Here is a 26,536-nt window from a genome sequence, read left to right as displayed (position 1 = left end):
CTTGCGTTAAAGAAGTGGAACAAGTTATGAATACGACATACCGCAAAGCCTTACCGGGTACCGATCTAGACTATTTCGATACAGAGGCTGCTGTTGACGACATCAGCCCCGGTGCTTATAAAACACTACCATATAGCTCTCGTGTCTATGCAGAGAATCTGGTTCGACGCTGTGATCCACAAGCACTGACCGAATCGCTTAAGCAGATCATCGAACGTAAACGAGATCTCGACTTCCCCTGGTATCCTGCACGTGTGGTTTGCCACGATATTTTAGGCCAAACGGCTCTGGTTGACCTGGCAGGTCTTCGAGATGCGATTGCCGATAAAGGTGGCGATCCGTCCAAGGTTAACCCGGTAGTACCGACTCAGCTCATTGTCGATCACTCACTGGCCGTCGAGCATGCGGGTTTTGATAAAGATGCCTTCGAGAAAAACCGCGCCATCGAAGATAGACGAAATGAAGACAGATTCCATTTCATCAACTGGACTAAAACGGCGTTTAAAAATATTGATGTTATCCAGCCGGGTAACGGCATCATGCATCAGATTAACCTTGAAAAGATGTCGCCTGTGGTGCAATCCCGCGACGGCGTCGCTTTCCCCGATACCTTAGTCGGTACCGATAGCCATACGCCCCACGTTGATGCATTAGGTGTTATCGCAATCGGTGTCGGTGGATTAGAAGCTGAAAGCGTGATGTTGGGACGCCCATCTTACATGCGTCTGCCGGATATCGTCGGCGTTGAGCTGGTGGGTAAGCGCCAGAGCGGCATAACGGCGACCGACATAGTGTTGGCTATCACTGAATTTCTGCGAAATGAGAAAGTGGTTTCTACCTACCTTGAGTTCTTCGGTGAAGGCGCTGCCAATCTAACCCTGGGCGATCGCGCAACGATCTCTAACATGACACCAGAGTTTGGCGCCACTGCCGCCATGTTCTATATCGACGACAAGACCATTGATTATCTGAAACTGACGGGTCGCGATGACCAACAGGTTAAGCTGGTCGAAACCTACGCGAAGCAGAGCGGATTATGGGCCGATAGCCTTAAAGATGCCGAATATGAACGTGTTCTGCGCTTTGACCTGTCAAGTGTAGGCCGTAATATTGCCGGACCATCGAACCCACATCGCCGTGTATCCACGACTGATCTTGCCGAAAAAGGCATTAGTGGTGTTGTAGAGAATGAAGAGGGTTTAATGCCCGATGGCGCCTGTATTATCGCTGCCATCACCAGTTGTACTAACACCTCTAATCCACGCAATGTGATTGCTGCAGGCCTGCTGGCTCGTAATGCTAATGCTAAAGGCTTGACCCGTAAGCCTTGGGTTAAAACCTCACTCGCTCCGGGCTCCAAAGCGGTGCAGCTATATCTTGAAGACGCGAACTTACTACCGGAGCTGGAAGCACTCGGTTTCGGTATCGTCGGTTTTGCCTGCACAACATGTAACGGCATGAGCGGTGCGTTAGATCCGGTCATTCAGCAGGAAGTGATCGACCGTGATCTATATGCTACAGCCGTACTTTCCGGTAACCGAAATTTCGACGGCCGTATTCACCCCTATGCAAAGCAGGCATTTCTGGCATCACCGCCACTAGTGGTTGCCTATGCGATAGCGGGAACCATTCGTTTCGATATCGAGAACGACAGCCTGGGTATCGATAGCGAAGGCAATGAGATTAAACTCAAAGATCTGTGGCCATCCGATGAAGAGATCGATGCGGTTATTGCGCAGAGCGTTAAGCCGGAGCAGTTCCGTAAAGTCTATGAACCTATGTTCGACATTAAAGTTGAATACGGCACAGACAACGACCCTCAATACAATTGGCGCCCACAGAGTACCTATATTCGCCGCCCACCTTATTGGGAAGGCGCACTGGCGGGTGAGCGCAGTATGAAGGGGATGCGTCCACTGGCGGTTCTTGGCGATAATATCACCACCGATCATTTGTCACCCTCGAATGCCATTATGCTGGACAGCGCCGCCGGTGCCTATCTGGATAAAATGGGTTTACCGGAAGTGGACTTTAACTCCTATGCAACCCATCGCGGTGATCACCTGACGGCGCAGCGTGCAACTTTTGCGAATCCTAAGCTGTTCAATGAGATGGTGACACATCTTGGTAAGAATGGTGACGTTGAGGTTAAGCAGGGCTCGTTTGCACGTATAGAGCCGGAGGGCCAGGAGTCACGCATGTGGGAAGCGATTGAGACCTACATGGAGCGCAAGCAGCCGCTGATCATCATCGCCGGTGCGGATTACGGTCAAGGCTCAAGCCGTGACTGGGCAGCTAAAGGCGTTCGTCTTGCCGGAGTAGAAGTTATCGTTGCAGAAGGTTTTGAGCGAATTCACCGCACTAACTTAGTGGGCATGGGCGTCTTGCCGCTTGAGTTCACTAATGGTGATAATCGTCATACCTATCAGATAGATGGTACTGAAACCTATGATGTGTTTGGTGAACGCACACCTGGGGCGGCGTTAACTGTGGTGATGACGCGTAAAAACGGTGAGCGTGTAGAGATAGCGGTTAAGTGCCGCTTAGATACTGCCGAAGAGGTGTCTATCTATGAAGCCGGCGGCATTTTGCAGCGTTTCGCTCAGGATTTCTTAGCGTCCTCTGTAGCATAACACCTGCTGTTTGATAGCAGAGTGAGACGCCGGATTTGATTTACACGTTAAATCCGGCGTCTGTTAATCCTCTTTGATCCATACCCGATTAAAATGTTAACGGTAACCTCCTATGACAAGTAAAAAGGTTCATCTACCTCAAAACGAACTACCTCAAAAGCATCTACCTCAACTCAAGGTGCCTGCGACCTATATGCGCGGCGGCACCAGTAAAGGTGTATTTTTTAATTTAACCGATCTGCCCGAGCAAGCACAAATAGCCGGCCAAGCCCGGGATGCATTGCTGCTGCGGGTGATTGGTAGTCCCGACCCATACGGAAAACAGACCGATGGAATGGGCGGCGCGACCTCAAGTACCAGTAAAACCGTTATCGTAGCGAAAAGCACGATGGCCGATCACGATGTTGACTACCTGTTCGGTCAGGTGGCTATCGATAAGCCATTTGTTGATTGGAGCGGAAATTGCGGAAACCTGTCTGCCGCAGTTGGCTCGTTTGCCATTATCAGCGGTTTAGTCGATGCCAGCCGCATTCCTCATAATGGTATCGCAGTCGTGAGAATTTGGCAGAAGAACATAGGTAAAACCATTATTGCCCATGTCCCAATCACCAATGGTGAAGTACAGGAAACCGGTGGTTTCGAACTCGATGGTGTGACATTCCCTGCTGCAGAAGTTCAAGTCGAGTTTATGGATCCCGCCGATGGCGAAGGTGCTATGTTCCCAACCGGTAACTTGGTCGACGATCTCGTCCTGCCAACCGATGTGGTTGCCGGTGGCGTGCTTAATGCCACCATGATCAATGCCGGTATTCCAACGGTATTCGTTAATGCAAAGGATTTAGGCTACACAGGGGCCGAGTTGCAAGAGGCTATCAATGGCGACGAGAAAGCGCTTGCCATGTTTGAAAGCATACGAGCACACGGCGCTGTGAAGATGGGTTTGATAAAACATATCGATGAAGCGGCAGGGCGGCAGCATACGCCAAAAGTGGCGATCGTAGCCGAGCCAGTTGATTACACCTCATCCAGCGGAAAATCAGTCAACAAAGCCGATATCGATTTAAACGTACGTGCGCTTTCTATGGGCAAACTACACCATGCCATGATGGGTACAGCCGCCGTTGCCATCGGCACTGCGGCAGCGATCCCCGGCACACTGGTGAGCCTGGCAGCGGGTAATGTCGAGAGAGAAAGTATTCATTTTGGCCACCCTTCGGGAACCTTGAGAGTTGGCGCGCAGGCCAGCCTTGTCGATGGTGAGTGGAAAGTGAATAAAGCGGTGATGAGCCGCAGTGCACGCGTGCTGATGGAAGGTTGGGTGCGTGTTCCGGCCGATGTGCTATAAGATGTGAGTTACATTGTTCTCTGTTACTGGGAGGAACACACTGAGCCTCAAGGAAAGGTAAGCGATAAGTACAAACAGCTAAAATAGAAAAGCTGTCATTCATCTGTACTCTATGGAACAGATGATGACAGCTTACTTAGATGTTATCTTTGTAGCGGATCAGATCAAGGTATGGCTACTGTTCAGTTAGGCCATTTTTCTCGCATTCATCTCTTGCTGGCTTGCCATGTACTCATTGAAGGTACCCTGGAAGTTGACCAGTTGCTTATCCTTCACATCAATAATACGCGTAGCCAGCGATGAAACAAACTCACGGTCGTGGCTGACGAAGATAAGCGTACCCTGGTACGTTTTCAGCGCGTTGTTTAACGCTTCAATCGCTTCCATGTCCATGTGGTTAGTTGGCTCATCCATCACCAGTACGTTGATGTCCATCATCATTAACTTGCCGAATAACAGACGGTTCTTCTCACCACCCGAGCAGTTTTTGACTTTCTTGTTGGCGTCATCTTCTGTGAACAAGAGGCGGCCTAACATACCACGGACCATTAAGTCGTTATGCTTAGGAGTGCGCCACTGTGACATCCAGTCGAATAGGTTCAGATCGTTGTCAAAATCTTTGCTGCTGTCCTGTGGACAATAGCCGATTGATGCATTTTCAGACCACTTGATCACACCTTGGTTGTTTTGTAACTCATTCACCAAACAGCGCAGGAAAGTTGATTTGCCGACACCGTTCTCACCGATAACAGCAAGTTTTGCACCGGCCTCGAGAATAAGCTCACCACCTTCGAATAAGATTTCGCCATCGAAGCCATGACCTACGTCTTCCAATACCAACGCCTGGCGATGCATTTTCTTACCATCATCGAATCTAAGTGATGGCGTCATGCGGCTCGATGACTTAACTTCATCGAGGGAGATTTTTTCGAGTTTCTTGGCACGAGAACTGGCTTGTTTCGCTTTAGATGCGTTGGCACCGAAGCGGTTAACGAAGTCTTGTAGTTCGTTCATCTCGGCACTCTTCTTCGCATTACCGGCGAGTAGCTGCTCTTGGATTAACGCTGCGGCTTCCATAAAGTACTCATAGTTACCCGGGTAGATCCGTAATTCACCGTAATCAATATCTGCCATATGCGTACAAACAGTGTTTAAGAAGTGTCTGTCGTGGGAGATGATGATCATGGTGCACTTACGCTTGTTTAGCTCACCGGCCAACCAGTTAATGGTATGAATGTCCAGGTTGTTGGTAGGCTCATCGAGCAGCAGGATATCAGGGTTTGAGAATAGTGCCTGTGCCAGTAAAACTCGCAGCTTCCAGCCTGGTGCGACCTGGCTCATCAGGCCAAAATGAAACTCTTCATCGATACCGGCTTCGAGTAAAATCTCACCCGCACGACTTTCGGCGCTGTAGCCGTCCATTTCGGCAAATTCGCTTTCAAGCTCACCAACCTTCATGCCATCTGCTTCACTCATCTCTGGCAGAGAATAGATGCGTTCACGCTCTTGCTTTACTTCCCATAACTTGGCATCACCCTGAATAACGGCGTCAATCACGCTGTACTCTTCAAAGGCAAATTGATCCTGACTCAAGGTACCGACTTTTTGACCGGGTGTAATTGAAACATTACCCGATGTCGGAGCGAGTTCACCGCTGAGGATCTTCATGAAGGTTGATTTTCCACAGCCGTTTGCGCCGATTAAACCATAACGGTTACCGTTACCAAATTTTGCGGAAATATTTTCAAACAATGGCTCGGGGCCAAACTGCATGGTGATGTTTGCGGTAGAAATCAATTGAGTATCCTGAAAAGTTAAGTATTTGGAACTTCGCAAAAACAAAGCCTGCCCAAATAGGAAGTGCGTTTACGTGGGTAAAACAGCCGCGGATTATACAGATATAGCTAGCTGTATGTCGAGTAATGACCACAGCTAAACGCAGTTATCTTGCAGGAAGATAATAATAACGGGCAGAATTTTAATTTTTGAGTGGGTGAATACCAGGATTTATTGTTATTATAACATCATAGATCAGACCACATGATTTCGGTGGTCCAGTTATTCACCCGGTGAATGCTGACATTTTTTATAGACATTACCTGCAGTATTTGGACGTCCCATGATTGAACAGCAACAGAACAACCCATTACACGGTCTAAACCTCGAGACCATGGTCACTGAGTTAGTCGATTTTTACGATTGGAAGATTTTATACGCGGCATTGCGTTTAGAGTGTTTTAACACCAATCCAAACATGGCTGCCTGCCTTAAGTTTCTGAAAAAGACCGAGTGGGCGAGGGAACGTGTAGAAGCTTTCTATCTCTATCGTTTTAAGCGTATGCCTAAAGGCAGTGCCGCTCAGTTTGAGCTTAAGCCACGTGAACGTGGTTTTGAAGATGGTATTGTGCCCCGCAAACCTCAAGAGTTAACTATTGAACTTATTGCTGAGATGCGAGCTAAGGCTACCGCAGATTATGAAGCGATGAAACAGAATAAGGGCGGTCGACCACGTTACGGCAGTGATAAGCCAAGAGCACAAGATTCTTATGCTCAGAATCGTCGTTCGAATGATAATCGACCTGCACCGTCGCAAGATCCTAAAAATCCCTGGGGTAAATAGGCATACGCCTATTAGTATAATAAAGTAGTTCTACTAAGATTTTTGGTTGTCTTTTTCCAGGCTAAGTTAGGCTAAGTTAGGCTAATGAGTGAGGGAGAAGTGCTCTCTTTCAAAGTCATTCAACACTGAAACTGGCAGCCAAAATACCAAAATACCAAAACACTCCTAATGTCTGGCGAGTTTTGGTATTTCTGAAACTGCGCTAACCAGTTAAAACATTAAGCAATTATGCATTCATCGCAAATATGTCTTCTACATTGCACGTTTGGCGAGTACACGCTCAACGGTGTCGACAATAGCCTGAGTTTGACTATCTATCTCGATGTTCAAGGGCTCCCCGACCTTAGCCTGGTCCAGGTTAGTTAGTTTTAGTGTTTCAGGGATCAGGTGCAACATGAAACTACTATCGGTTACTTCACCAACAGTTAAACTGCAACCATTAACGCCGACGAATCCTTTATAGAGAATGTAGTTCATCCATTTGGAGTCAACCCCCAGTTTTATATCATAATGACTATCGGTATTACTCACTTCGAGTATACGAGCCTGGGTATGTACATGGCCCGATAAAATATGACCGCCAATTTCACTGCCGAAGGTTAAAGAGCGCTCTATATTCACCTTCGAACCAAGAGTTAAATTTGAGAGGTTGGTCACACTCAAAGTCTCTTCCATTACATCGAAAAACACCCTATCATCTTCAATTCGTGTAACCGTTAAACAGACACCGTTGTTCGCAACACTCGCGCCTGTTATGAGCCCCTCACGTAACTCGGGTTCCATAGCGATCTCAAGCGTATTTAAGCCATCTTTCTTATTTATCGCAACCACTTCGCACGTGGCTTGAACTATACCTGTAAACATAATTTCTCTCATTTGCATTAAAGGCAGTTTTCATGAATCAATTCGGCTTTCAAGCCAAACGTTTAGTGCAACTTGCACTACCTGTTCTTATCGCCCAGGTCACACAAACCATGATGGGCTTCATCGATACCGTAATGGCTGGCCGTGTCAGCGCGGTAGATATGGCGGCCGTTGCCGTCGGAACCAGTCTGTGGCTTCCTGCACTGCTATTTGTACAAGGCCTGTTGATGGCATTTACTCCGGTTTTTGCTCACCAGCATGGCGCAAATAACCAGAAAGCGATTCAACCACTCGCTCATCAGGCTGGATATATTGCCATAATAGGCAGTATAGGTGTGATCGTGTTTCTCACTTTTGCACAAAATATCTTTACCATGATGGAATTAGAACCGGAACTCGCCAGATTGAGTACCGGTTACCTTAATGGGTTCGCTTGGGGAGTGCCGGCTTTCGTGCTTTATCAGGTGCTCAGAGGTTGCAGTGAAGGGATCTCTTATACTTTACCTACTATGGTTATAGGGTTTGTTGGATTGGCTGTGAATATTCCCGCTAACTACATCTTTATTTATGGTCACTTCGGAATGCCGGCAATGGGCGGAGCTGGATGTGGTGTCGCAACGGCATTGGTTTTTTGGGCAATGTTCATTGCCATGATTATTTATATGCAATTTCATAAAAAGTTTGCAGAATTAGCACCGTTCAAATCTTTCCACAAACCAGATTGGAAAACGATGTGGGATATGACCAAGCATGGGTTTCCAATTGCGATGGCACTATTTTTCGAGGTAAGCCTGTTTGCAGTTATCGCATTGCTACTTGCGCCACTTGGTGCCAATGTAGTTGCCGGACATCAAATTGCACTTAATTTCTCGTCAATTGTATTCATGTTACCGCTATCTATTGGTATCGCAGTATCTATTCGTGTCGGTTATTACCTGGGCCAAGATAAGGCTCATATATCTAAGCTCATAACGAAAGTTGGACTCAGCCTCTCATTCACACTGGCAATTATTACGGCAATCGTTACGGTCTTGTTCAGAACTGAAATTGCATATCTGTATAATGATAATCCTGAGGTGGTGGCTTTAGCTGGCAGCCTAATGTTTTTAGCCGCACTTTATCAGCTGTCAGATTCGGTACAGGTTGTCGCTGCAGGTGCACTACGAGGCTATAAAGACACGCGTAGTGCTCTTTATATTACTCTCGTTTCATATTGGGCTATCGGAATGGTATTAGGTTATGTACTTGCCAGAACCGATTTAATCGTACCTTCTATGGGGGCTCACGGTTTTTGGATTGGGTTGATCGCCGGCTTGACCAGCGCGGCAGTGTTATTTGCACTCAGGTTAAGGTACATTCAAAAATCAGGTAAATTAAAGCAAATTCTCACCGATAGCGCCGCTAAGTAGCGCGGTAATTCAACGAATTTGATGAGGGTTCAAGAGGATCCTCATCATATATGTCGTATAAAAGAGCAAGTTGCACATCAAATCTACACTTAACCATAAAAAACGCTTTTTTACTTGCAACCATAACTGTATCCCGTATTATAGCGCTCGTTCCAAGGCAACAGCCAAACGGACACAGTAAGCGAATGCGGAATGGGGCAGAGTAAAAGCTACTCGGACTCAACTCTTTATAAAAGCAAGGCGAAGGTCGTTGCCAAGTTCTTATAGAAAGTAATCCGGCTATCGCAACAAGTTCTTGATGACTGAATTAAAATGTTATCACTTAAGCGTTATACGGACGCGGGATGGAGCAGTTTGGTAGCTCGTCGGGCTCATAACCCGAAGGTCGTTGGTTCAAATCCAGCTCCCGCAACCAATTCTTTTATAACAGAATTAAAACAGTTATTAGTAGTAAACAGTCGCGGGATGGAGCAGTATAAAAGCTACTCGGACTCAACTCTTTATAAGAACAAGGCGAAGGTCGTTGCCATGCTTTTATAAAAGTAATCCAGCTCTCGCAACAAGTTCTTGATGACTGAATTAAAATGTTATCATTTAAGCGTTATACGGACGCGGGATGGAGCAGTGTAAAAGCTACTCGGACTCAACTCTTTATAAGAACAAGGCGAAGGTCGTTGCCCTGCTTTTATAAAAGTAATCCGGCTATCGCAACCAATTCTTTTATTGAAGAATCGAAATATCAATTAATATGTCGCGGGATGGAGCAGTTTGGTAGCTCGTCGGGCTCATAACCCGAAGGTCGTTGGTTCAAATCCAGCTCCCGCAACCAATTCTTTTATTGAAGAATCGAAACATCAATTATATGTCGCGGGATGGAGCAGTTTGGTAGCTCGTCGGGCTCATAACCCGAAGGTCGTTGGTTCAAATCCGGCTCCCGCAACCAATTCTTTTATTGAAGAATCGAAACATCAATTATATGTCGCGGGATGGAGCAGTTTGGTAGCTCGTCGGGCTCATAACCCGAAGGTCGTTGGTTCAAATCCGGCTCCCGCAACCAATACAACCGTAGCTCAGTTGGTTAGAGCACTACCTTGACATGGTAGGGGTCGGTGGTTCGAATCCACTCGGTTGTACCATTTCTTTAATAACAGAATAAAAACAGTTATTACTAAAGCGTTATACGGAAGCGAGATGGAGCAGTGTAAAAGCTACTCGGACTCAACTCTTTATAAGAACAAGGCGAAGGTCGTTGCCCTGCTTTTATAAAAGTAATCCGGCTATCGCAACCAATTCTTTTATTGAAGAATCTAAATATCAATTAATATGTCGCGGGATGGAGCAGTTTGGTAGCTCGTCGGGCTCATAACCCGAAGGTCGTTGGTTCAAATCCGGCTCCCGCAACCAATTCTTTTATTGAAGAATCGAAACATCAATTAATATGTCGCGAGATGGAGCAGTGTAAAAGCTACTCGGACTCAACTCTTTATAAGAACAAGGCGAAAGTCGTTGCCATGCTTTTATAAAAGTAATCCAGCTCTCGCAACAAGTTCTTGATGACTGAATTAAAATGTTATCATTTAAGCGTTATACGGACGCGGGATGGAGCAGTGTAAAAGCTACTCGGACTCAACTCTTTATAAGAACAAGGCGAAGGTCGTTGCCCTGCTTTTATAAAAGTAATCCGGCTCCCGCAACCAATTCTTTTATTGAAGAATCGAAACATCAATTAATATGTCGCGGGATGGAGCAGTTTGGTAGCTCGTCGGGCTCATAACCCGAAGGTCGTTGGTTCAAATCCGGCTCCCGCAACCAATACAACCGTAGCTCAGTTGGTTAGAGCACTACCTTGACATGGTAGGGGTCGGTGGTTCGAATCCACTCGGTTGTACCATTTCTTTTATAACAGAATAAAAACAGTTATTAGTAGTAAAGCAGCTCTCGCAACAAATTCTTGATGACTGAATTAAAATGTTATCACTTAAGCGTTATACGGACGCGGGATGGAGCAGTTTGGTAGCTCGTCGGGCTCATAACCCGAAGGTCGTTGGTTCAAATCCAGCTCCCGCAACCACTCTTTAAAAAGAGTAATACAACCGTAGCTCAGTTGGTTAGAGCACTACCTTGACATGGTAGGGGTCGGTGGTTCGAATCCACTCGGTTGTACCATTTCTTCTATATAGATAGTAGAGATACCTAGCCAGCGAAAGCTGGTTTTTTTGTATCTGAATTTTATTAATGTAAAACCGATAAGTAACGTTTTCCTGTGTCGGTGAGAGCACTACCTCTCTTAATTACGGCAGCGGTAGGGGGCGGGGTTCGAATCCACTCGTTTGTACCATTTCTTCTATATAGATAGTAGAGATACCTAGCCAGCGAAAGCTGGTTTTTTTGTATCTGAATTTTATTAATGTAAAACCGAGAAGTAACGTTTTCCTGTGTCGGTGAGAGCACTACCTCTCTTAATAACGGCGGCGGTAGGGGTCGGTGGTTCGAATCCACTCGGTTGTACCATTTCTTCTATATAAATAGTAGAGATACCTAGCCAGCGAAAGCTGGTTTTTTTATGTCCGAAATCCAGCGAACCGCAGCAAGCCTCAATGTCATTCAGGCTGCCATATCAAGGAATTAGCTGGCAGTTAATAGATTTGCTCATCACCTGAGTCGATAAATAACTCAATCTTGTGTCGCGCCTCATCGATATGAATTCTCAGGTGGATGGGATTACAACAGATCCTACAGTCATCGTAATAATCTTGATCACCACTGGTACCATCGACGTCTATATGTTGATGGTGTCCACAATGAGGACAACTAATCGTTTGGGTGGCATACCTCATCCTAAACCTCCTGTTCAATCTTCGTTCCAGATAAACCTGTATAACAACAAATATCCTGATAACTGAAAGGCATTGAACTTGTCTGGCTATTTTGCTGTTAGTTTTCCCTGTGCCGATTGATACTGCTATACAGATATAGTAATTATGCTTACTCTGAAACAAATTTTGTTTGTAATTAAGTATAGCCCATGGGGTCTAATACCAATTGCATTAAATAATTAACCAATTCAGAGCCCCTCAGGATTTTCAATTCAAGGCGCATTGATGAGGAAATGCTGCTCTTGGTTGTAGAACTCGGCCTTTTAAGTCAATGCAAAGCAGAAGTGGGAAGCCTGAGGGACTCACGTAGTGCGACTGATGTTTAAAGCAAAGGGTAAAGCTCTTTATGCTGCACTGGATGCTTTCGATATACGACTAAATGGATTTAGGAGGTAGGGCGAAGCAGGATGCCAGAGTCGAGAATAACTATTAGCTTCAATCATCTTATAGCCACATGGATGTGGCGTATGTCTATATTGCAGGAGCAAATATAGCCCTTGCCTAAAGAGCTTTGAATTCTCGCTGAATGGTCAGGTACTTAATGCAATTGGTATAAAGCTTGGCTCATCAAGCTCAATTTTAACTGCCCTACCTAAGGGGAATATCATAACCGGATGCCAAAGGTTTAAAGTGGCTATCAAATTTCAACACATTATATTTACCAGTCTATTTATAGGGTCAGGCAAGGGAAGGACTTGTGTTACGTGTAAAGATAGAAGATGAGATGAGTTTTTTTGAACGGAAAAAGGACTCTCCGATTAACAGTCCTGTCAAGCTGTCATGAAATCTGGCACTGTACAATGCAAATAAAAAGAAAGGGTGAGGGGGATTAGCATCTGGACAGTTACAGTTGATGTAAAACCAGCGTTCGTAAATTTCGGATATCTCCCATTTGAAAGGGAAGCTGATTGTTCGTCATCATCTACAACAATTTAAGCTGCTCATCTACTAGGTTGATCATTCAGATACAAAACTTGAGCAGGTGTTGAACCATTAATAGTTGTTTGAAATAGCAATCTCATCCAGCGGACTCTTACTCGTCTCCGGATTCATTTCAGCGTTGAATATCTGCGCCAATTGATTCTGTAACTCTCGCTCTATCTCCTTGGTTAATGAACTGATTGAATAACTGAAGTTTTCATCTACGCTCCAGTGATCTACTAAGGTAATGTTGGGTTCTGAATTAAATTTGCTCATTAAATCATTGGGTGTGTTTTGTACTGGATTTTGTACTGCAATTGGTGTCGAATTTAGTAGAGCACCAGTCAAAATCAATAAATTAATCATCTTATTTCTCCTCCGTATAAAGATGCGATTACACTAAAATATGCAGGTGAAAGATTGATGACATTAACGTTTTAATATAGTGACATTATATTTATGAGCATAAACACATTTTGGGTGACTGAATCGAGCTGTTTTGCTTGCGCAATAAGGACTAAATCTCGTAGAATTACGCTCTTGTGCCTAAGGTGATTAAGACTCTTGTAATGGCTTACCCCATTGGTACTTTTCTTTTTATTATTTAATTAGCAAGTGGCCCTACGTGGGGGTCACCACTGGATAAGGAAATTTCATGCCTGTTATTACACTTCCTGATGGAAGCAAACGTGAGTTTGCCAACCCTGTTTCTACTTTAGATGTTGCTGCCGATATCGGTCCCGGTCTTGCTAAAGCATGTATCGCCGGTCGAGTTAATGGTGAGCTTAAAGATGCTTGCGATATCATCGATACCGATTCAGAGCTTTCAATTATTACCGCTAAAGATGAAGAGGGTGTAGAGATCCTTCGTCATTCTTGTGCGCATCTGCTCGGTCATGCATTCAAGCAATTATGGCCTGAAGCTAAGATGGCTATCGGTCCGGTTATCGATAATGGTTTTTACTATGATATCGATCTTGACCACAAGCTAACTCAGGAAGATATCGATGCGCTTCAAAAGCGTATGACCCAACTTGCAAAGACAAACTACAAAGTTGAGAAGCGTGTAGGTAGTTGGCAGGTGGCTCGCGATACATTTGAAGCTCGCGGCGAAACATACAAGATGGAAATCTTGGATGAAAACATCAGTAAAGACGACGAGCCAGCGTTATATCATCATGAAGAATATGTTGATATGTGCCGTGGCCCTCATGTACCAAACATGAAGTTCTGTCAAAATTTCAAACTGATGAGTGTGGCTGGTGCATACTGGCGCGGTAACTCAGACAACAAGATGTTGCAACGTGTTTATGGTACTGCCTGGGCAGACAAAAAAGCACTTAAAGTACACCTCAATCGTCTGGAAGAAGCGGCTAAGCGTGACCATCGCAAGATTGGTAAGCAGCTTGATCTTTATCATATGCAGGAAGAAGCACCTGGCATGGTGTTCTGGCATAACGATGGCTGGAGCTTGTTCCTTGAGCTTGAGAAGTTTATTCGTCAAAAGCTTGGCCAATATACTTATCAGGAAGTAAAAGGTCCGCTAATGATGGACAGAGTACTTTGGGAACGTTCGGGTCACTGGGATAAGTACTCGGAAGCTATGTTCACCACGAATTCTGAAAATCGTGAATACGCTGTGAAGCCGATGAACTGTCCGGGTCATGTACAGATCTTTAACCAAGGTCTTAAATCATACCGTGATCTACCGCTTCGTATGGCTGAGTTTGGCTGTTGTCACCGTAACGAACCATCGGGTTCACTACACGGTTTGATGCGCGTTCGTGGCTTTACTCAAGATGATGCACATGTTTTCTGTACCGAAGATCAAGTGCAACAGGAAGTCAGTGCCTGTATCAAGATGGTATATGACACCTATGAAACATTTGGCTTCAAAGATATCGTAGTTAAATTGTCGACACGCCCTGAAAAGCGTATCGGTGATGACGATATGTGGGACAGAGCAGAAGAAGCCCTTAAACAAGCCCTTAATGCTAATGATATCGAATTTGAGATCTTACCGGGCGAAGGTGCTTTCTACGGTCCTAAAATCGAATTTACTCTGCATGATTGTCTGGATCGAGCATGGCAGTGTGGTACGGTTCAGCTGGATTACGCTTTGCCGGGTCGTCTTGGTGCAACTTATGTTGCCGAAGATAACAGCCGTCAAACGCCAGTAATGATCCACCGAGCTATTTTAGGCTCATTAGAGCGTTTCCTGGGTATTCTTATTGAAGAGTATGCGGGTAAATTCCCTACTTGGTTAGCCCCAATGCAAGTCGTGGTGATGAATATCACCGATAAACAGTCCGATTATGTCGATGAAGTAGTAAATATCTTCAAAGAAAACGGAATTCGTGCATCTAAAGACTTGAGGAATGAGAAGATAGGCTTTAAAATACGCGAGCACACCTTAAGGCGTGTTCCTTATTTATTGGTCGTCGGCGATCAAGAAATGGATAATAAGGAAGTTGCGGTGCGAACCAGAGATGGTGTTGACTTAGGCAAGATGCGAATAGAAGATTTCGCCGCTAAGCTCAATGAACAAATTTCGCTCCGTAGTCTCAATTTGTTGGAGGATTAGGTCATAAAGATCAAGAAAACAGCAGGGCGCCAGGCGGCCCCGAATAGAATAAACGAACTCATCACTGGCGTTTCAGAAGTACGTCTGAACGGTTTAGAAGGTGAGGCTCTTGGAGTCTTAACCATTAGGGAAGCACAAGAGTTAGCTGATGAGGCCGGTGTAGACCTGGTTGAAATTAGCCCTAACGCTGAGCCGCCTGTATGCCGTATAATGGACTACGGAAAGTTCCTTTTTGATAAAGCGAAAGCTCAAAAAGAACAAAAGAAGAAGCAGAAACAGATACAGGTGAAGGAAGTTAAATTCCGTCCCGGTACTGATGAAAACGATTATCAGGTAAAACTACGCAACCTGAATCGTTTTCTAGATGACGGTGACAAAGCGAAAGTAACGCTGCGTTTTCGTGGTCGCGAAATGGCTCACCAAAGTCTTGGTATGAATCTTTTGAATCGTATTAAAGATGATTTGGCTGAGATAGCAGTAGTTGAGTCTTTCCCGAAAATGGAAGGTCGTCAAGCTGTGATGGTCCTCGCGCCGAAAAAGAAATAGTAAGGCCAAAATTAAAAGTAGCAGGGGTCTGTTAAGGTCTCTGCTCGCCTTGCGTTTTATTAATATCCCAATGCGGAGTTTTAGCAATGCCTAAAATGAAAACAGACAAGGGTGTAGCGAAGCGTTTTAAGAAAACCGCCAATGGTTTCAAGCGTAAGCAAGCCCATTTACGTCACATTTTGACCAAGAAGAGCACTAAGCGTAAACGTCACTTACGTGCAAAATGTCAAGTAGCTAAGTCTGATGTGCCAGCAATCGCACGTCAACTACCATACGCTTAATTAAAGGAGCAATGAACAATGCCTAGAGTTAAGCGTGGTGTAACCGCTCGTGCTCGTCACAAGAAAGTACTTAAATTAGCCAAAGGTTATTACGGAGCTCGCTCACGTACTTACCGCGTTGCAGTTCAAGCTGTAACTAAAGCTGGTCAATATGCTTACCGTGACCGTCGTCAGAAGAAACGTCAATTCCGTCAACTTTGGATTGCACGTATCAATGCGGCAGCTCGTCAAAATGGTCTGTCTTACAGCCGTTTCATTAATGGTTTGAAAAAAGCCTCTATTGAAATCGATCGTAAGATCCTAGCTGACATCGCTGTTTTCGATAAAGTTGTATTTACAACTTTAGTTGAGAAAGCAAAAGAAGCATTAGCTAAGTAATTAGTTAGTACATCTATTTAAAAAGGGACCTTCGGGTCCCTTTTTTGTGTCTGGAACACTTATGTCTATTTGCCACGGATGGAACCAAATAGACTTTGTGTCTGGAGCACTTATGCCTATTTGCCACGGATGGAACCAAATAGACTTTGTGTCTGGAACACTTATGTCTATTTGCCACGGATGGAACCAAATAGACTTTGTGCTTGGAACACTTATGTCTATTTGCAAATAGCATTTTGATCTTAATTTTCTGAGTATCGGTGAAAAATACAGACAAAAAAATAGTAGGCAAATGCCTACTATTTTAATTTTTAATTCCACTCTGGCTATTACTTCGAGTCTAAGTAACGCTCAGCATCGAGAGCCGCCATACAGCCGGTACCAGCTGATGTGATGGCCTGGCGGTAATGTTGATCCATTACGTCACCAGCAGCAAACACGCCTTCTATACTTGCTTGAGTCGCATTGCCATCGAGGCCACTTTGAACCTTGATATAGCCGTTGTTCATCTCTAACTGACCCTCAAACATCTGAGTGTTTGGTTTATGGCCGATAGCAACGAATACACCCATCACTTCAAGATCAGTAATTGAACCGTCTTTAGTGCTCTTCATCTTAAGACCTGTAACACCCATCTGGTCACCGACAACTTCATCTAATGTGTTGTCTAAGTGAAGGATAATGTTACCGTTCTCTACCTTATCCATAAGACGCTTGGTTAGGATTTTTTCGCTTCTAAAAGCGTCGCGACGGTGGATCAAGTGGACTTCAGAAGCGATGTTGCTCAGGTATAATGCTTCTTCGACGGCGGTGTTACCGCCACCAATAACGGCAACTTTCTGGTTACGGTAGAAAAAACCATCACAAGTTGCGCAGGCTGATACGCCTTTGCCTTTGAATGCTTCTTCAGATTCCAGGCCAAGATACATGGCTGAGGCGCCCGTTGAGATAATTAGTGAATCACAGGTAAAGTCACCATTGTCGCCTTTCAACTTGAAAGGGCGAACCTTAAGGTCAACTTCATTGATATGATCGAAAATAATTTCAGTCTCAAACTTCTCTGCATGTTTTTGCATGCGTTCCATCAACGCCGGACCAGTCAGATCGTCAGCGTCTCCAGGCCAGTTCTCAACTTCGGTAGTGGTAGTTAACTGACCACCTTGTTGTAAACCTGTCACTAATACAGGTTTTAGGTTTGCGCGAGCGGCATAAACTGCGGCTGTATAGCCTGCAGGGCCTGAACCTAATATTAGTAGTTCACAGTGTCTAGCTTGACTCATTCTTATCTCCGTACCTTTAGCGAATTGCAGCGATTGTAGGTAATTTAATGCATCGGGTAAAGGCAATCTTTTAGATTGTTCTAATCGAAAAAAGGGAGCCTAAGGCTCCCTTTGATTGTTTTAACTAAAACTTGAATTAGTTCTTGTATTAGTTAAGTAAGATTGCCGGGTCGACAAATTCCATGTTAAGCGCTTCGGCAACTTCACTACAGGTGATCTTTCCGTGCATGACGTTAAGGCCATTAAGCAAGTGCTTGTCCTGTAACAGTGCTTTTCTATAACCAAGCTCGGCAAGCTTAATGATATAAGGCAGGGTTGCATTGTTTAGTGCGAACGTTGACGTACGAGCAACGGCGCCAGGCATGTTGGCAACACAATAATGAACCACGTCATCGACGATATAGGTAGGATCCTGGTGAGTAGTAGCATGAGATGTCTCGATACAACCACCTTGGTCAATGGCAACATCAACGATTGCCGAACCTGGCTTCATGCGTTTGATATGATCTTTAGTGACAAGTTTAGGGGCTGCTGCACCCGGAACCAGTACACCACCAATTACCAAATCGGCTTCAAGAACATGCTTTTCAATGGCATCAGCCGTTGAGTAGATAGCCTTTACTCTATTATCGAATTGAACATTCAGACGTCTTAAAGTCTCAATGCTACGGTCAAGAATAACTACATCTGCACCAAGACCAACAGCCATTTGCGCAGCATTAGTACCAACCATGCCACCACCAATGATAACTACCTTGGCTGGCTCAACACCCGGCACGCCGCCCAGTAACATACCACGGCCACCCATGTTTTTCTCAAGCGCCATGGCACCTGCCTGAATAGACATTCTGCCGGCAACTTCAGACATTGGTGCAAGAAGGGGAAGGGCGCCACGGTCATCGGTCACAGTTTCGTAAGCGATACAAACTGATCCACTTTTGACTAAATCTTCAGTTTGTGGAAGATCCGGAGCAAGATGCAAATAGGTAAACAGGAGTTGATCTTCGCGTAACATAGCACGCTCAACAGCCTGTGGCTCTTTGACTTTTACAATCATTTCCGCTGTAGCAAATACTTCTGCTGCGGTAGCTAAAATTGATGCGCCAACATCGATATAGTCTTGATCTGTAAAACCAATCCCAGTACCTGCGTTTGCTTCAATAAAGACCGTATGACCTTTATTTGTCAATTCACGTACACTTGAAGGGACCATTCCAACACGATACTCGTGGTTTTTGATTTCTTTAGGTACACCAATTATCATCTTCGAGCCTCAAATTGCATAAAAACCCATTTTTTATGGGTGTAATTGTTATTTTGTCGTGTCCTGAACGTGCTTGTCTCAGGGAAATCTAGTATAGTATCAGTTCGGCAGTTTATGCTGCTGAAGTTTTGACATACGTAGTGATAAATGTTGTTTTAGTAATAAAGCAAGGTTAAAAATATGGTTAATAATAAAAAGAGTCCTATAAAAGACTTAGATCGGATAGATCGAAACATACTTAATGAGTTACAAATTGACGGTCGCATTTCCAATGTTGAGCTTTCAAAACGTGTAGGCTTAAGTCCTACCCCTTGTTTAGAGAGAGTTAAAAGACTTGAAAAACAAGGGTATATTAATGGATATACGGCACTAGTTAATCCCCATTTTTTGGGTGCATCCTTGCTTGTATTTGTTGAAATTACGCTTAATCGTGATAGTTCGGAAGTGTTTGATAAATTTAATCGTGCAGTTCAATTACTCGATGACATTCAAGAGTGTCACCTGGTATCCGGCGATTTTGACTATCTTTTGAAAACGCGTGTATCAGACATGTCTGCGTACCGCCGCTTATTAGGTGAGACTTTACTTAGACTGCCTTCTGTTTCTGACACTCGCACATATGTTGTGATGGAAGAGGTAAAGCAGACGAGTAAAGTTGCAATAAATGTTACCGCTGAATCTTAATTTCTAAGTCCGTAACACCAAAAAAGGAGCCAACTATGGCTCCTTTTTTTATCCTGTTTATAAATTCATCATTTACATTAAATAAACCATAGATAATGAGATTGTGCAGCTTAAATCGCTGCAAAAGGACGATATTTTTGATATCTTAGAACGACCTGTCTTATTCTTTTTCGTGGGTTTTCATTTGTCTAAGGGAAATAGTATTAAAACGCTAAGCGGAGTGCAGCGTCTTCTGGAGGGGGGCCTCATTTTTTGTTGCATGCTAGCAACTTATGTTCTTCTTGCCCTCAGTAGTTTTCACTCGTCCGATCCGGGTTGGAGTCAGTCTCATTTCGAAGGTGAAATTCAAAATGTGACCGGAGCTGTGGGTGCTTGGACAGCCGATGTGTTGTTCTATTTCTACGGTTACACCGCGTACCTTATTCCTATAATTATGGCGTTGACAGGCTGGTTGCTGTTTAAGCGTACCCATAAGTTACTCGAAATTGATTACTTCTCGGTAGGTTTAAGGCTTATAGGGTTTCTGCTCATAGTGTTCAGTTTAGCCGCCCTGGCTAGTATGAATGCTAATGATATCTATGAATTCTCAGCCGGAGGCGTCGCCGGAGATGTGATCCGCGATGCCATGTTGCCCTATTTTAATAAACTAGGCACCACTCTACTGTTACTTTGTTTCGTTGGGGCTGGCTTTACGTTACTTACCGGGATTAGCTGGTTAACGATTGTCGATCTAACGGGGTTCTCCGCTATTTGGGTATTCAACTCACTACGTTCGCTACCCGAACGCTTCAAACGTGACTCTGGTGAAACCGAAGATACACAAGGCTTCATGTCTGTATTCGATAAATTCAAAGAGAAACGCAATCAATCGGAAGATGACTTTGAAGATGAAGAGCTTGATTCCGAACGTTTAGATACTCACTTGAATCAATTTGAAGAGCTAAATCACGGTGAACAGCTAAACGCAAACAGTCGTATCGAGCCACAACTTGAAAGTGAAGAGGATGCTATCGATGATGAGGTCCATCTGGCCCCGTCTGCCACAGCTCCGGAAACTGAACTCGATGATATTGATTTTGACAGCCACACATCGGTCGGCGCAGTAGCCCCAGTGAAACCTAAGGTTGCTGAATCGGCTAAAATCGTTGATGGCATCGTGGTGCTGCCAGGGCAAGATTTGGAGCAGGCGAAGACACCAATGGCTCCACTGCCAGACATCTCACTGTTAGATGTTCCTAACAGAAAAGCTAATCCAATAAGCCGTGAAGAGTTAGAGCAGGTTGGGGCACTGGTAGAGGTTAAACTTGCCGATTTTAATATCGTCGCTAAGGTTGTTGGGGTTTTCCCCGGTCCCGTAGTAACTCGATTCGAGCTTGAATTGGCGCCGGGTGTTAAAGCATCCAAGATAACGAATCTGTCGAAAGACTTGGCACGCTCATTACTGGCTGAAAGTGTCCGAGTTGTGGAAGTGATCCCTGGCAAGGCCTACGTTGGCATTGAACTACCTAATAAGTTCCGCGAAACGGTATTTATGCGAGATGTGTTGGACAGTCAAACGTTCGCAGAGAGTAAGTCACATTTGAGTATGGTGTTAGGTCAGGATATTGCCGGCGAGCCGGTCGTTGTTGACTTGGGTAAAATGCCTCACCTGCTCGTTGCCGGCACAACCGGGTCTGGTAAGTCAGTCGGTGTGAATGTGATGATCACCAGCTTGCTGTATAAATCCGGACCCGATGACGTTCGTTTTATTATGATTGATCCTAAGATGCTCGAGCTCTCAGTTTATGAAGGGATCCCGCATCTTCTTTGTGAAGTCGTCACCGATATGAAAGAAGCGGCTAATTCACTTCGTTGGTGTGTCGGTGAGATGGAGCGCCGATATAAGCTGATGTCGGCCCTTGGCGTTCGAAACCTGAAAGGTTACAACGCGAAAATAAAAGAGGCGAAAGAATCAGGTCAACCGATCACAGATCCTTTATGGAAATCTTCAGATAGTATGGAGCCTGAAGCCCCCGAACTCGATAAGCTACCATCTATTGTGGTCGTGGTGGATGAGTTTGCCGACATGATGATGATTGTCGGGAAAAAAGTAGAAGAACTCATCGCCCGAATAGCTCAAAAAGCACGTGCTGCAGGAATTCACCTGATACTCGCGACACAAAGACCGTCGGTCGATGTGATAACGGGTCTTATTAAGGCCAACATCCCAACCAGGATGGCGTTCCAGGTATCGAGTCGTATCGACTCACGTACTATCTTAGATCAGCAAGGTGCCGAAACCCTACTGGGGATGGGTGATATGCTCTACTTGCCACCAGGTACCAGCGTGCCGATCCGTGTTCATGGTGCCTTTATCGATGATCACGAAGTTCATGCTGTCGTGGCCGATTGGCATAGTCGGGGTAAACCGCAATATATTGAAGAGATCCTGCAGGGTTCCACTGAGGGTGAGCAGGTTCTGTTACCCGGAGAAGCCAGCGATGCCGAAGAAGAATCCGATGCGCTTTATGATGAAGCCGTTGCTTTCGTTACAGAGACTCGCAGAGGCTCAATATCCAGTGTACAACGTAAATTCAAAATAGGTTATAACCGCGCCGCTAGAATCATTGAGCAGATGGAAGCTCAGGGGGTAGTGAGCTCTCAAGGACATAACGGTAACCGTGAGGTACTCGCGCCACCACCTCCTAAGGTATTTTAGGCTAGCTTTTAAGCCAGAATAACTAACCATGAATACATTTTAATCTGCTGTTAATGCAGAGAGTATCTCCAATCAAGATAAAATATTGGAGATAAGAAATAGTCTTAAGGAATGACAATGAGAAAAACCCTATCAATACTCGCTATCGGCCTGCCATTATTGGTCTCGGGTTACGTTCAGGCCAGTGAATCAGGCATGTTAAAAGCAAAACTTGCCGAAATTTCGACGTTGAAGGCAAATTTTACCCAGACAGTGACCGATATCAATAATAAAGAGATCCAGAAAGGGAGTGGTGTATTTGCACTGGCTTATCCTAATCAATTTTATTGGCATCTTACTGAGCCAGATGAATCATTAATCGTTGCCGATGGTAGTGATGTTTGGATCTATAACCCATTTGCCGAAGAAGTTTCAGTTATGGACCTCAATCAGGCTATCAATGCATCGCCGATTGCCCTTTTAGTTCATCGTGATGAAGAGACCTGGTCAAAATACACAGTAACCAATGAAGAGGGCTGTTTTAGTATTTCGCCGAAAAGTGTCGATGCAGGTGTTGAATCCGTCGATGTCTGTTTCGAGGGAAACACCTTAACTCAGATGGTGCTGCAAGATCAGCAGGGGAATGTGAGTCAATTTATGTTGTCGGATCAAACCGCCATCACTGATGATGAACTTTCTATGTTTAAATTTACCGTTCCTGATGATGTTGATATTGATGATCAACGTTTAAATACCGTCAATTAAGGCTATTTAGTGTCAAGTTTCAGTTTCGATTTTGCACCCGATTTCAGGCCGTTAGCTGCTCGAATGCGGCCAGAGACCTTGTCTCAGTACATTGGTCAATCCCACCTTTTAGGCGAGGGGAAACCTCTTCGAAAAGCACTTGAAGCCGGGCGCGCTCACTCGATGATGTTCTGGGGGCCACCAGGTACGGGAAAGACGACCTTGGCCGAGTTAGTGGCTAACTATGCCAATGCTCACGTCGAGCGCATTTCGGCAGTGACTTCGGGTGTGAAAGAGATCCGCACTGCCATCGAGCATGCAAAGAATGTTGCCGAATCCAGAGGACAAAGAACTCTGCTTTTTGTCGATGAAGTGCACCGTTTCAATAAGAGTCAGCAAGATGCCTTTCTTCCCTTTATCGAAGATGGCACTGTTATTTTTATCGGTGCGACGACTGAGAACCCCTCATTTGAGATCAACAATGCCCTGTTATCACGCGCACGTGTTTATCTGATCAAGAAGTTGACCAATGACGAGATAGTGCACATCGTTAAACAGGCGCTGACAGACGAGGAACGTGGTCTGGGCAAGCGTCAGTTACAGATCCCCGACAATGTTGCATTAAAACTCGCCAATGTATCTGAAGGTGATGCGCGCAAGGCATTAAACCTGATTGAATTGATGAGTGATATGCTCGCCGATGGTGGCAGCTTCAGTGAGGAGATGATCATAGAAGTTGCCGGTCAACAACTTGCTGGCTTCGATAAAAATGGCGATCAGTTTTACGACCTCATCTCAGCGGTACATAAATCCATCCGTGGCTCAGCACCGGACGCTGCCTTGTACTGGTTTTGTCGAATGTTGGAAGGGGGATGCGATCCTCTCTATATCGCACGTCGACTCCTGGCCATTGCGTCAGAAGATATTGGCAATGCCGATCCGGTTGCCATGACGGTTGCACTCAACGCGTGGGAATGCTTCCATCGCGTGGGGCCATCTGAAGGTGAAAGAGCTATCGCTCAGGCAATAGTTTACCTGGCCAGTGCACCTAAGAGTAACTCTGTCTATACGGCATTCAAAGCGGCAAGACAGTTAGCCCGCGAAACCGGACAAGAAGCCGTGCCTGAGCATCTGCGCAATGCGCCCACACAGTTAATGCAAGATCTTGGCTATGGCGAAGGCTATCGCTACGCACATGATGAACCAAACTCCTATGCGAGCGGCGAATGTTATTTCCCCGAAGGTCTGGCTGAATCTCGTTTTTATTACCCAACGGAACATGGTTTTGAGAAGCGCATAAAAGCTAAATTAGATCATTTAGCGCAACTCGACAGAGACAGTGAGATGAAACGGTATGAATAATATTCTATTTGTCGCACTGGGAGGATCAATTGGGGCTGTTTTTCGTTATCTGCTCTCAATTTTCATGCTTCAGCTATTTGGCTCTGCATTTCCTTTTGGTACACTGTTAGTCAATGTCATCGGCTCGTTTCTGATGGGTATAATTTATGCCCTCGGCCAAGTCAGTCAAGTTAGTCCTGAAATTAAGGCATTGGTTGGTGTTGGGCTTTTAGGGGCGCTTACTACATTTTCAACTTTTTCCAACGAGACTCTGTTATTGATTCAGAGTGGGGCTTGGTTAAAGGCATTTTTTAATATCGCTCTGAACCTCTGTCTATGTATATTCATGGTCTATTTGGGACAGCAGTTGGTTTTTTCTCGCATTTAACTATTAAGAATATAAAACATGTTAGATCCAAAATTTTTACGTACAGAATTAGAAGCTACGGCCGAGCGCCTGGCAACCCGCGGTTTTATTCTAGATGTTGAGCGTCTAAGTAAGTTAGAGGAAAAGCGAAAGTCGCTACAGATGGCGACAGAAGAGCTGCAAGCTTCCCGTAATGCGATATCCAAATCCATTGGACAGGCAAAAGCTAAAGGGGAAGATGTTGCACCTATCATGGCTCAGGTTGGCGATCTTGGTTCGCAACTCGATGCCAAAAAACAAGAGCTATCAGAGCTACTCGAAACACTGAATGCTATTGCTATGAGTGTTCCTAACTTACCCGACGAATCTGTGCCAGCTGGTGCCGATGAAAGTGAAAATGTCGAAGTTAGACGCTGGGGCACACCAAAAGAATTTAACTTTGAAGTTAAAGATCACGTCGAACTCGGTGAAGTTTTAGGTGGGTTAGATTTTAAAACTGCCGTTAAGATCACCGGTTCACGCTTCATTATCATGAAAGGGCAGATTGCCCGCATGAATAGAGCACTGGCTCAGTTTATGTTGGATCTTCACACTACAGAACATGGTTACACTGAAGCCTATGTTCCTCTGTTGGTGAATGAAGAGAGCTTACTTGGCACGGGGCAGTTACCTAAATTTGGTGAAGATCTTTTCCATACCAAGCCTGCAACTGAAGAGGGTCAAGGTCTTAGCCTTATCCCAACGGCTGAAGTCCCGTTAACTAATATCGCTCGCGATACCATCATCGATGAAGCTGAGCTGCCGGTTAAGCTGACTGCTCATACACCTTGTTTCAGAAGTGAAGCGGGATCTTATGGTCGCGATACCCGCGGTTTGATCCGTCAACATCAGTTTGACAAGGTTGAGCTGGTTCAATTGGTTAAGCCTGAAGATTCTATGGCTGCGCTTGATGCGTTAACAGCTCATGCTGAAACGGTTCTTCAGAAGCTGGAGCTTCCTTACCGTACGGTTGTTCTATGTACCGGTGATATGGGCTTCGGTGCAAGCAAAACCTTTGATATTGAGGTTTGGTTGCCTGCTCAAAACACTTACAGAGAGATCTCGTCTTGTAGCAACATGCAAGATTTCCAGGCTCGACGTATGCAAGCACGTTACAAGGCTAAGTCTGCTAAGAAACCTGCATTGTTACATACATTGAATGGTTCAGGCCTTGCAGTAGGGCGTACGCTGGTTGCGGTAATTGAAAACTACCAAAATGAAGACGGCAGTATTACAGTACCTGAAGTTTTACGTCCATACATGGGCGGTTTGGAAAAGATCGGCTAAAGCCTGAATCTACTGAGGCACTCATTTTTGATGAGTGCCTTAGCTTGATTGAGCATGATTTTGTTGAAAACAAGTAGTGCGTAATAGAAATTTAAATGAATAGCAATTTACGTTAGCTTGTAAAAACAGCGAGTAATATCAGCTTTAAAATAATAATTAAAATAAAGGATTAAACACAATGGATAATGGTAGGCGCTACTTTCAGTGGCTTACCTATGTGGCGATCATCTGTGTTTTCGGCGCGGTTATGTTTGCTGCATTCGGGAAAGCTGCAATACTGGTTATAAACAACATTACCTGAGTTTTATATCACCAAGAATGATAAAACCGAGACCTCTGAATAGATGTCTCGGTTTTTTTTGCTTTAGTAGTTTCGAAACAAGCACAGATGTCGAA

20 protein-coding genes and 10 tRNA genes are annotated in these 26,536 nt (G+C 44.9%); 24 read left to right on the top strand and 6 right to left on the bottom strand.

Features of this window, described 5'->3' with window-relative positions:
• Positions 1 to 26 precede the first annotated feature (26 nt).
• A complete protein-coding gene (gene acnD, locus EKG39_RS07915) occupies positions 27 to 2,633 on the top strand; it encodes a Fe/S-dependent 2-methylisocitrate dehydratase AcnD (RefSeq protein WP_185817550.1) in 2,607 nt (868 codons plus the stop codon).
• Between the two features lie 112 nt (positions 2,634 to 2,745).
• Positions 2,746 to 3,978 carry a 2-methylaconitate cis-trans isomerase PrpF gene (prpF, locus tag EKG39_RS07910; protein WP_126505174.1) on the top strand — a complete coding sequence of 411 codons (1,233 nt, stop codon included), beginning with the start codon at positions 2,746 to 2,748 and terminating at the stop codon, positions 3,976 to 3,978.
• 186 nt (positions 3,979 to 4,164) lie between these two features.
• On the opposite strand, the gene EKG39_RS07905 is transcribed toward prpF, so the two are convergent.
• Entirely contained in the window at positions 4,165 to 5,775 is a 1,611-nt protein-coding gene (locus tag EKG39_RS07905; RefSeq protein WP_126505173.1) for an ABC-F family ATPase, read from the bottom strand.
• 322 nt (positions 5,776 to 6,097) lie between these two features.
• On the opposite strand from EKG39_RS07905, the gene EKG39_RS07900 reads away from it, so the two are divergent.
• Positions 6,098 to 6,598, top strand: coding sequence for a VF530 family protein (locus EKG39_RS07900; RefSeq protein WP_126505172.1), 501 nt, complete (start codon positions 6,098 to 6,100; stop codon positions 6,596 to 6,598).
• A 252-nt stretch (positions 6,599 to 6,850) separates the two neighbouring features.
• On the opposite strand, the gene EKG39_RS07895 is transcribed toward EKG39_RS07900, so the two are convergent.
• Positions 6,851 to 7,462 carry a riboflavin synthase subunit alpha gene (locus EKG39_RS07895; RefSeq protein WP_126505171.1) on the bottom strand — a complete coding sequence of 204 codons (612 nt, stop codon included), beginning with the start codon at positions 7,460 to 7,462 and terminating at the stop codon, positions 6,851 to 6,853.
• Between the two features lie 32 nt (positions 7,463 to 7,494).
• Here EKG39_RS07895 and EKG39_RS07890 point away from each other — a divergent pair, with 32 nt between their 5' ends.
• From EKG39_RS07890 to EKG39_RS07840, 11 genes are all read left to right on the top strand, one after another.
• Complete coding sequence (locus tag EKG39_RS07890) at positions 7,495 to 8,871, top strand: MATE family efflux transporter (RefSeq protein ID WP_126505170.1); 1,377 nt, start codon at positions 7,495 to 7,497, stop codon at positions 8,869 to 8,871.
• Between the two features lie 338 nt (positions 8,872 to 9,209).
• Positions 9,210 to 9,286 (top strand) — tRNA-Met (locus tag EKG39_RS07885).
• A 337-nt stretch (positions 9,287 to 9,623) separates the two neighbouring features.
• A tRNA-Met gene (locus tag EKG39_RS07880) sits at positions 9,624 to 9,700 on the top strand.
• Between the two features lie 37 nt (positions 9,701 to 9,737).
• Positions 9,738 to 9,814: transfer RNA gene (locus tag EKG39_RS07875), tRNA-Met, on the top strand.
• 37 nt (positions 9,815 to 9,851) lie between these two features.
• A tRNA-Met gene (locus EKG39_RS07870) sits at positions 9,852 to 9,928 on the top strand.
• A gap of 2 nt (positions 9,929 to 9,930) precedes the next feature.
• Positions 9,931 to 10,007 (top strand) — tRNA-Val (locus tag EKG39_RS07865).
• Between the two features lie 191 nt (positions 10,008 to 10,198).
• Positions 10,199 to 10,275: transfer RNA gene (locus EKG39_RS07860), tRNA-Met, on the top strand.
• A gap of 331 nt (positions 10,276 to 10,606) precedes the next feature.
• A tRNA-Met gene (locus EKG39_RS07855) sits at positions 10,607 to 10,683 on the top strand.
• Between the two features lie 2 nt (positions 10,684 to 10,685).
• Positions 10,686 to 10,762, top strand: a tRNA-Val gene (locus EKG39_RS07850).
• A gap of 103 nt (positions 10,763 to 10,865) precedes the next feature.
• Positions 10,866 to 10,942: transfer RNA gene (locus EKG39_RS07845), tRNA-Met, on the top strand.
• A gap of 18 nt (positions 10,943 to 10,960) precedes the next feature.
• Positions 10,961 to 11,037: transfer RNA gene (locus EKG39_RS07840), tRNA-Val, on the top strand.
• Between the two features lie 470 nt (positions 11,038 to 11,507).
• Here EKG39_RS07840 and EKG39_RS07835 read toward each other — a convergent pair.
• Positions 11,508 to 11,708 carry a CPXCG motif-containing cysteine-rich protein gene (locus EKG39_RS07835; protein WP_012142463.1) on the bottom strand — a complete coding sequence of 67 codons (201 nt, stop codon included), beginning with the start codon at positions 11,706 to 11,708 and terminating at the stop codon, positions 11,508 to 11,510.
• 1,032 nt (positions 11,709 to 12,740) lie between these two features.
• Complete coding sequence (locus EKG39_RS07830; RefSeq protein ID WP_148103054.1) at positions 12,741 to 13,034, bottom strand: hypothetical protein; 294 nt, start codon at positions 13,032 to 13,034, stop codon at positions 12,741 to 12,743.
• 289 nt (positions 13,035 to 13,323) lie between these two features.
• Between EKG39_RS07830 and thrS the strand changes: the two genes are divergently transcribed.
• The 4 genes from thrS to rplT all read left to right on the top strand — a co-directional run bounded on the left by thrS (position 13,324) and on the right by rplT (position 16,457).
• Positions 13,324 to 15,252 (top strand): threonine--tRNA ligase, encoded by a 1,929-nt coding sequence (gene thrS / locus EKG39_RS07825; RefSeq protein WP_126505168.1) that lies wholly within the window; start codon positions 13,324 to 13,326, stop codon positions 15,250 to 15,252.
• Positions 15,253 to 15,255: 3 nt separating this feature from the next.
• Positions 15,256 to 15,798 (top strand): translation initiation factor IF-3, encoded by a 543-nt coding sequence (gene infC, locus EKG39_RS07820; protein WP_126505167.1) that lies wholly within the window; start codon positions 15,256 to 15,258, stop codon positions 15,796 to 15,798.
• 86 nt (positions 15,799 to 15,884) lie between these two features.
• Positions 15,885 to 16,079 (top strand): 50S ribosomal protein L35, encoded by a 195-nt coding sequence (gene rpmI / locus EKG39_RS07815; RefSeq protein ID WP_012142466.1) that lies wholly within the window; start codon positions 15,885 to 15,887, stop codon positions 16,077 to 16,079.
• Positions 16,080 to 16,097: 18 nt separating this feature from the next.
• Entirely contained in the window at positions 16,098 to 16,457 is a 360-nt protein-coding gene (gene rplT / locus EKG39_RS07810; RefSeq protein ID WP_076411664.1) for a 50S ribosomal protein L20, read from the top strand.
• A 329-nt stretch (positions 16,458 to 16,786) separates the two neighbouring features.
• Here rplT and trxB read toward each other — a convergent pair whose 3' ends face one another.
• Both trxB and ald read right to left on the bottom strand, forming a co-directional pair.
• On the bottom strand, positions 16,787 to 17,737 hold the full coding sequence (gene trxB, locus EKG39_RS07805; protein ID WP_126505166.1) for a thioredoxin-disulfide reductase: 951 nt from the start codon (positions 17,735 to 17,737) through the stop codon (positions 16,787 to 16,789).
• Between the two features lie 148 nt (positions 17,738 to 17,885).
• Positions 17,886 to 19,001 carry an alanine dehydrogenase gene (gene ald, locus EKG39_RS07800; protein ID WP_126505165.1) on the bottom strand — a complete coding sequence of 372 codons (1,116 nt, stop codon included), beginning with the start codon at positions 18,999 to 19,001 and terminating at the stop codon, positions 17,886 to 17,888.
• Positions 19,002 to 19,181: 180 nt separating this feature from the next.
• Between ald and lrp the strand changes: the two genes are divergently transcribed.
• The 6 genes from lrp (at position 19,182) to serS (ending at position 26,140) form a co-directional block, all read left to right on the top strand.
• Positions 19,182 to 19,685: a leucine-responsive transcriptional regulator Lrp gene (gene lrp, locus EKG39_RS07795; protein ID WP_126505164.1), complete on the top strand. Its 504-nt coding sequence runs from the start codon at positions 19,182 to 19,184 to the stop codon at positions 19,683 to 19,685.
• Between the two features lie 184 nt (positions 19,686 to 19,869).
• Positions 19,870 to 22,383, top strand: coding sequence for a DNA translocase FtsK (locus EKG39_RS07790; protein ID WP_126505163.1), 2,514 nt, complete (start codon positions 19,870 to 19,872; stop codon positions 22,381 to 22,383).
• Between the two features lie 117 nt (positions 22,384 to 22,500).
• A complete protein-coding gene (gene lolA, locus EKG39_RS07785) occupies positions 22,501 to 23,127 on the top strand; it encodes an outer membrane lipoprotein periplasmic chaperone LolA (RefSeq protein WP_126505162.1) in 627 nt (208 codons plus the stop codon).
• 9 nt (positions 23,128 to 23,136) lie between these two features.
• Entirely contained in the window at positions 23,137 to 24,468 is a 1,332-nt protein-coding gene (locus tag EKG39_RS07780; protein ID WP_126505161.1) for a replication-associated recombination protein A, read from the top strand.
• A complete protein-coding gene (gene crcB / locus EKG39_RS07775) occupies positions 24,461 to 24,835 on the top strand; it encodes a fluoride efflux transporter CrcB (RefSeq protein ID WP_126505160.1) in 375 nt (124 codons plus the stop codon). The genes EKG39_RS07780 and crcB overlap by 8 nt, the downstream gene beginning before the upstream one ends.
• A gap of 18 nt (positions 24,836 to 24,853) precedes the next feature.
• Positions 24,854 to 26,140 (top strand): serine--tRNA ligase, encoded by a 1,287-nt coding sequence (gene serS / locus EKG39_RS07770; protein ID WP_126505159.1) that lies wholly within the window; start codon positions 24,854 to 24,856, stop codon positions 26,138 to 26,140.
• Positions 26,141 to 26,536: the final 396 nt, after the last annotated feature.

Source organism: Shewanella atlantica (genome assembly GCF_003966265.1).
In the GTDB taxonomy this organism is placed as follows: domain Bacteria; phylum Pseudomonadota; class Gammaproteobacteria; order Enterobacterales; family Shewanellaceae; genus Shewanella; species Shewanella atlantica.
Note: the sequence above shows the minus strand (reverse complement) of the source record. Positions and strands in the feature narration are given on the sequence as shown.

Coding starts and splice junctions, on each gene's coding strand:
- lrp (WP_126505164.1), top strand. CDS start 19,182: ATGGTTAATAATAAAAAGAGTCCTATAAAAGACTTAGATCGGATAGAT.
- rplT (WP_076411664.1), top strand. CDS start 16,098: ATGCCTAGAGTTAAGCGTGGTGTAACCGCTCGTGCTCGTCACAAGAAA.
- rpmI (WP_012142466.1), top strand. CDS start 15,885: ATGCCTAAAATGAAAACAGACAAGGGTGTAGCGAAGCGTTTTAAGAAA.
- thrS (WP_126505168.1), top strand. CDS start 13,324: ATGCCTGTTATTACACTTCCTGATGGAAGCAAACGTGAGTTTGCCAAC.
- EKG39_RS07830 (WP_148103054.1), bottom strand. CDS start 13,034: ATGATTAATTTATTGATTTTGACTGGTGCTCTACTAAATTCGACACCA.
- trxB (WP_126505166.1), bottom strand. CDS start 17,737: ATGAGTCAAGCTAGACACTGTGAACTACTAATATTAGGTTCAGGCCCT.
- prpF (WP_126505174.1), top strand. CDS start 2,746: ATGACAAGTAAAAAGGTTCATCTACCTCAAAACGAACTACCTCAAAAG.
- serS (WP_126505159.1), top strand. CDS start 24,854: ATGTTAGATCCAAAATTTTTACGTACAGAATTAGAAGCTACGGCCGAG.
- lolA (WP_126505162.1), top strand. CDS start 22,501: ATGAGAAAAACCCTATCAATACTCGCTATCGGCCTGCCATTATTGGTC.
- acnD (WP_185817550.1), top strand. CDS start 27: ATGAATACGACATACCGCAAAGCCTTACCGGGTACCGATCTAGACTAT.
- EKG39_RS07895 (WP_126505171.1), bottom strand. CDS start 7,462: ATGTTTACAGGTATAGTTCAAGCCACGTGCGAAGTGGTTGCGATAAAT.
- EKG39_RS07900 (WP_126505172.1), top strand. CDS start 6,098: ATGATTGAACAGCAACAGAACAACCCATTACACGGTCTAAACCTCGAG.
- EKG39_RS07835 (WP_012142463.1), bottom strand. CDS start 11,708: ATGAGGTATGCCACCCAAACGATTAGTTGTCCTCATTGTGGACACCAT.
- ald (WP_126505165.1), bottom strand. CDS start 19,001: ATGATAATTGGTGTACCTAAAGAAATCAAAAACCACGAGTATCGTGTT.
- EKG39_RS07890 (WP_126505170.1), top strand. CDS start 7,495: ATGAATCAATTCGGCTTTCAAGCCAAACGTTTAGTGCAACTTGCACTA.
- crcB (WP_126505160.1), top strand. CDS start 24,461: ATGAATAATATTCTATTTGTCGCACTGGGAGGATCAATTGGGGCTGTT.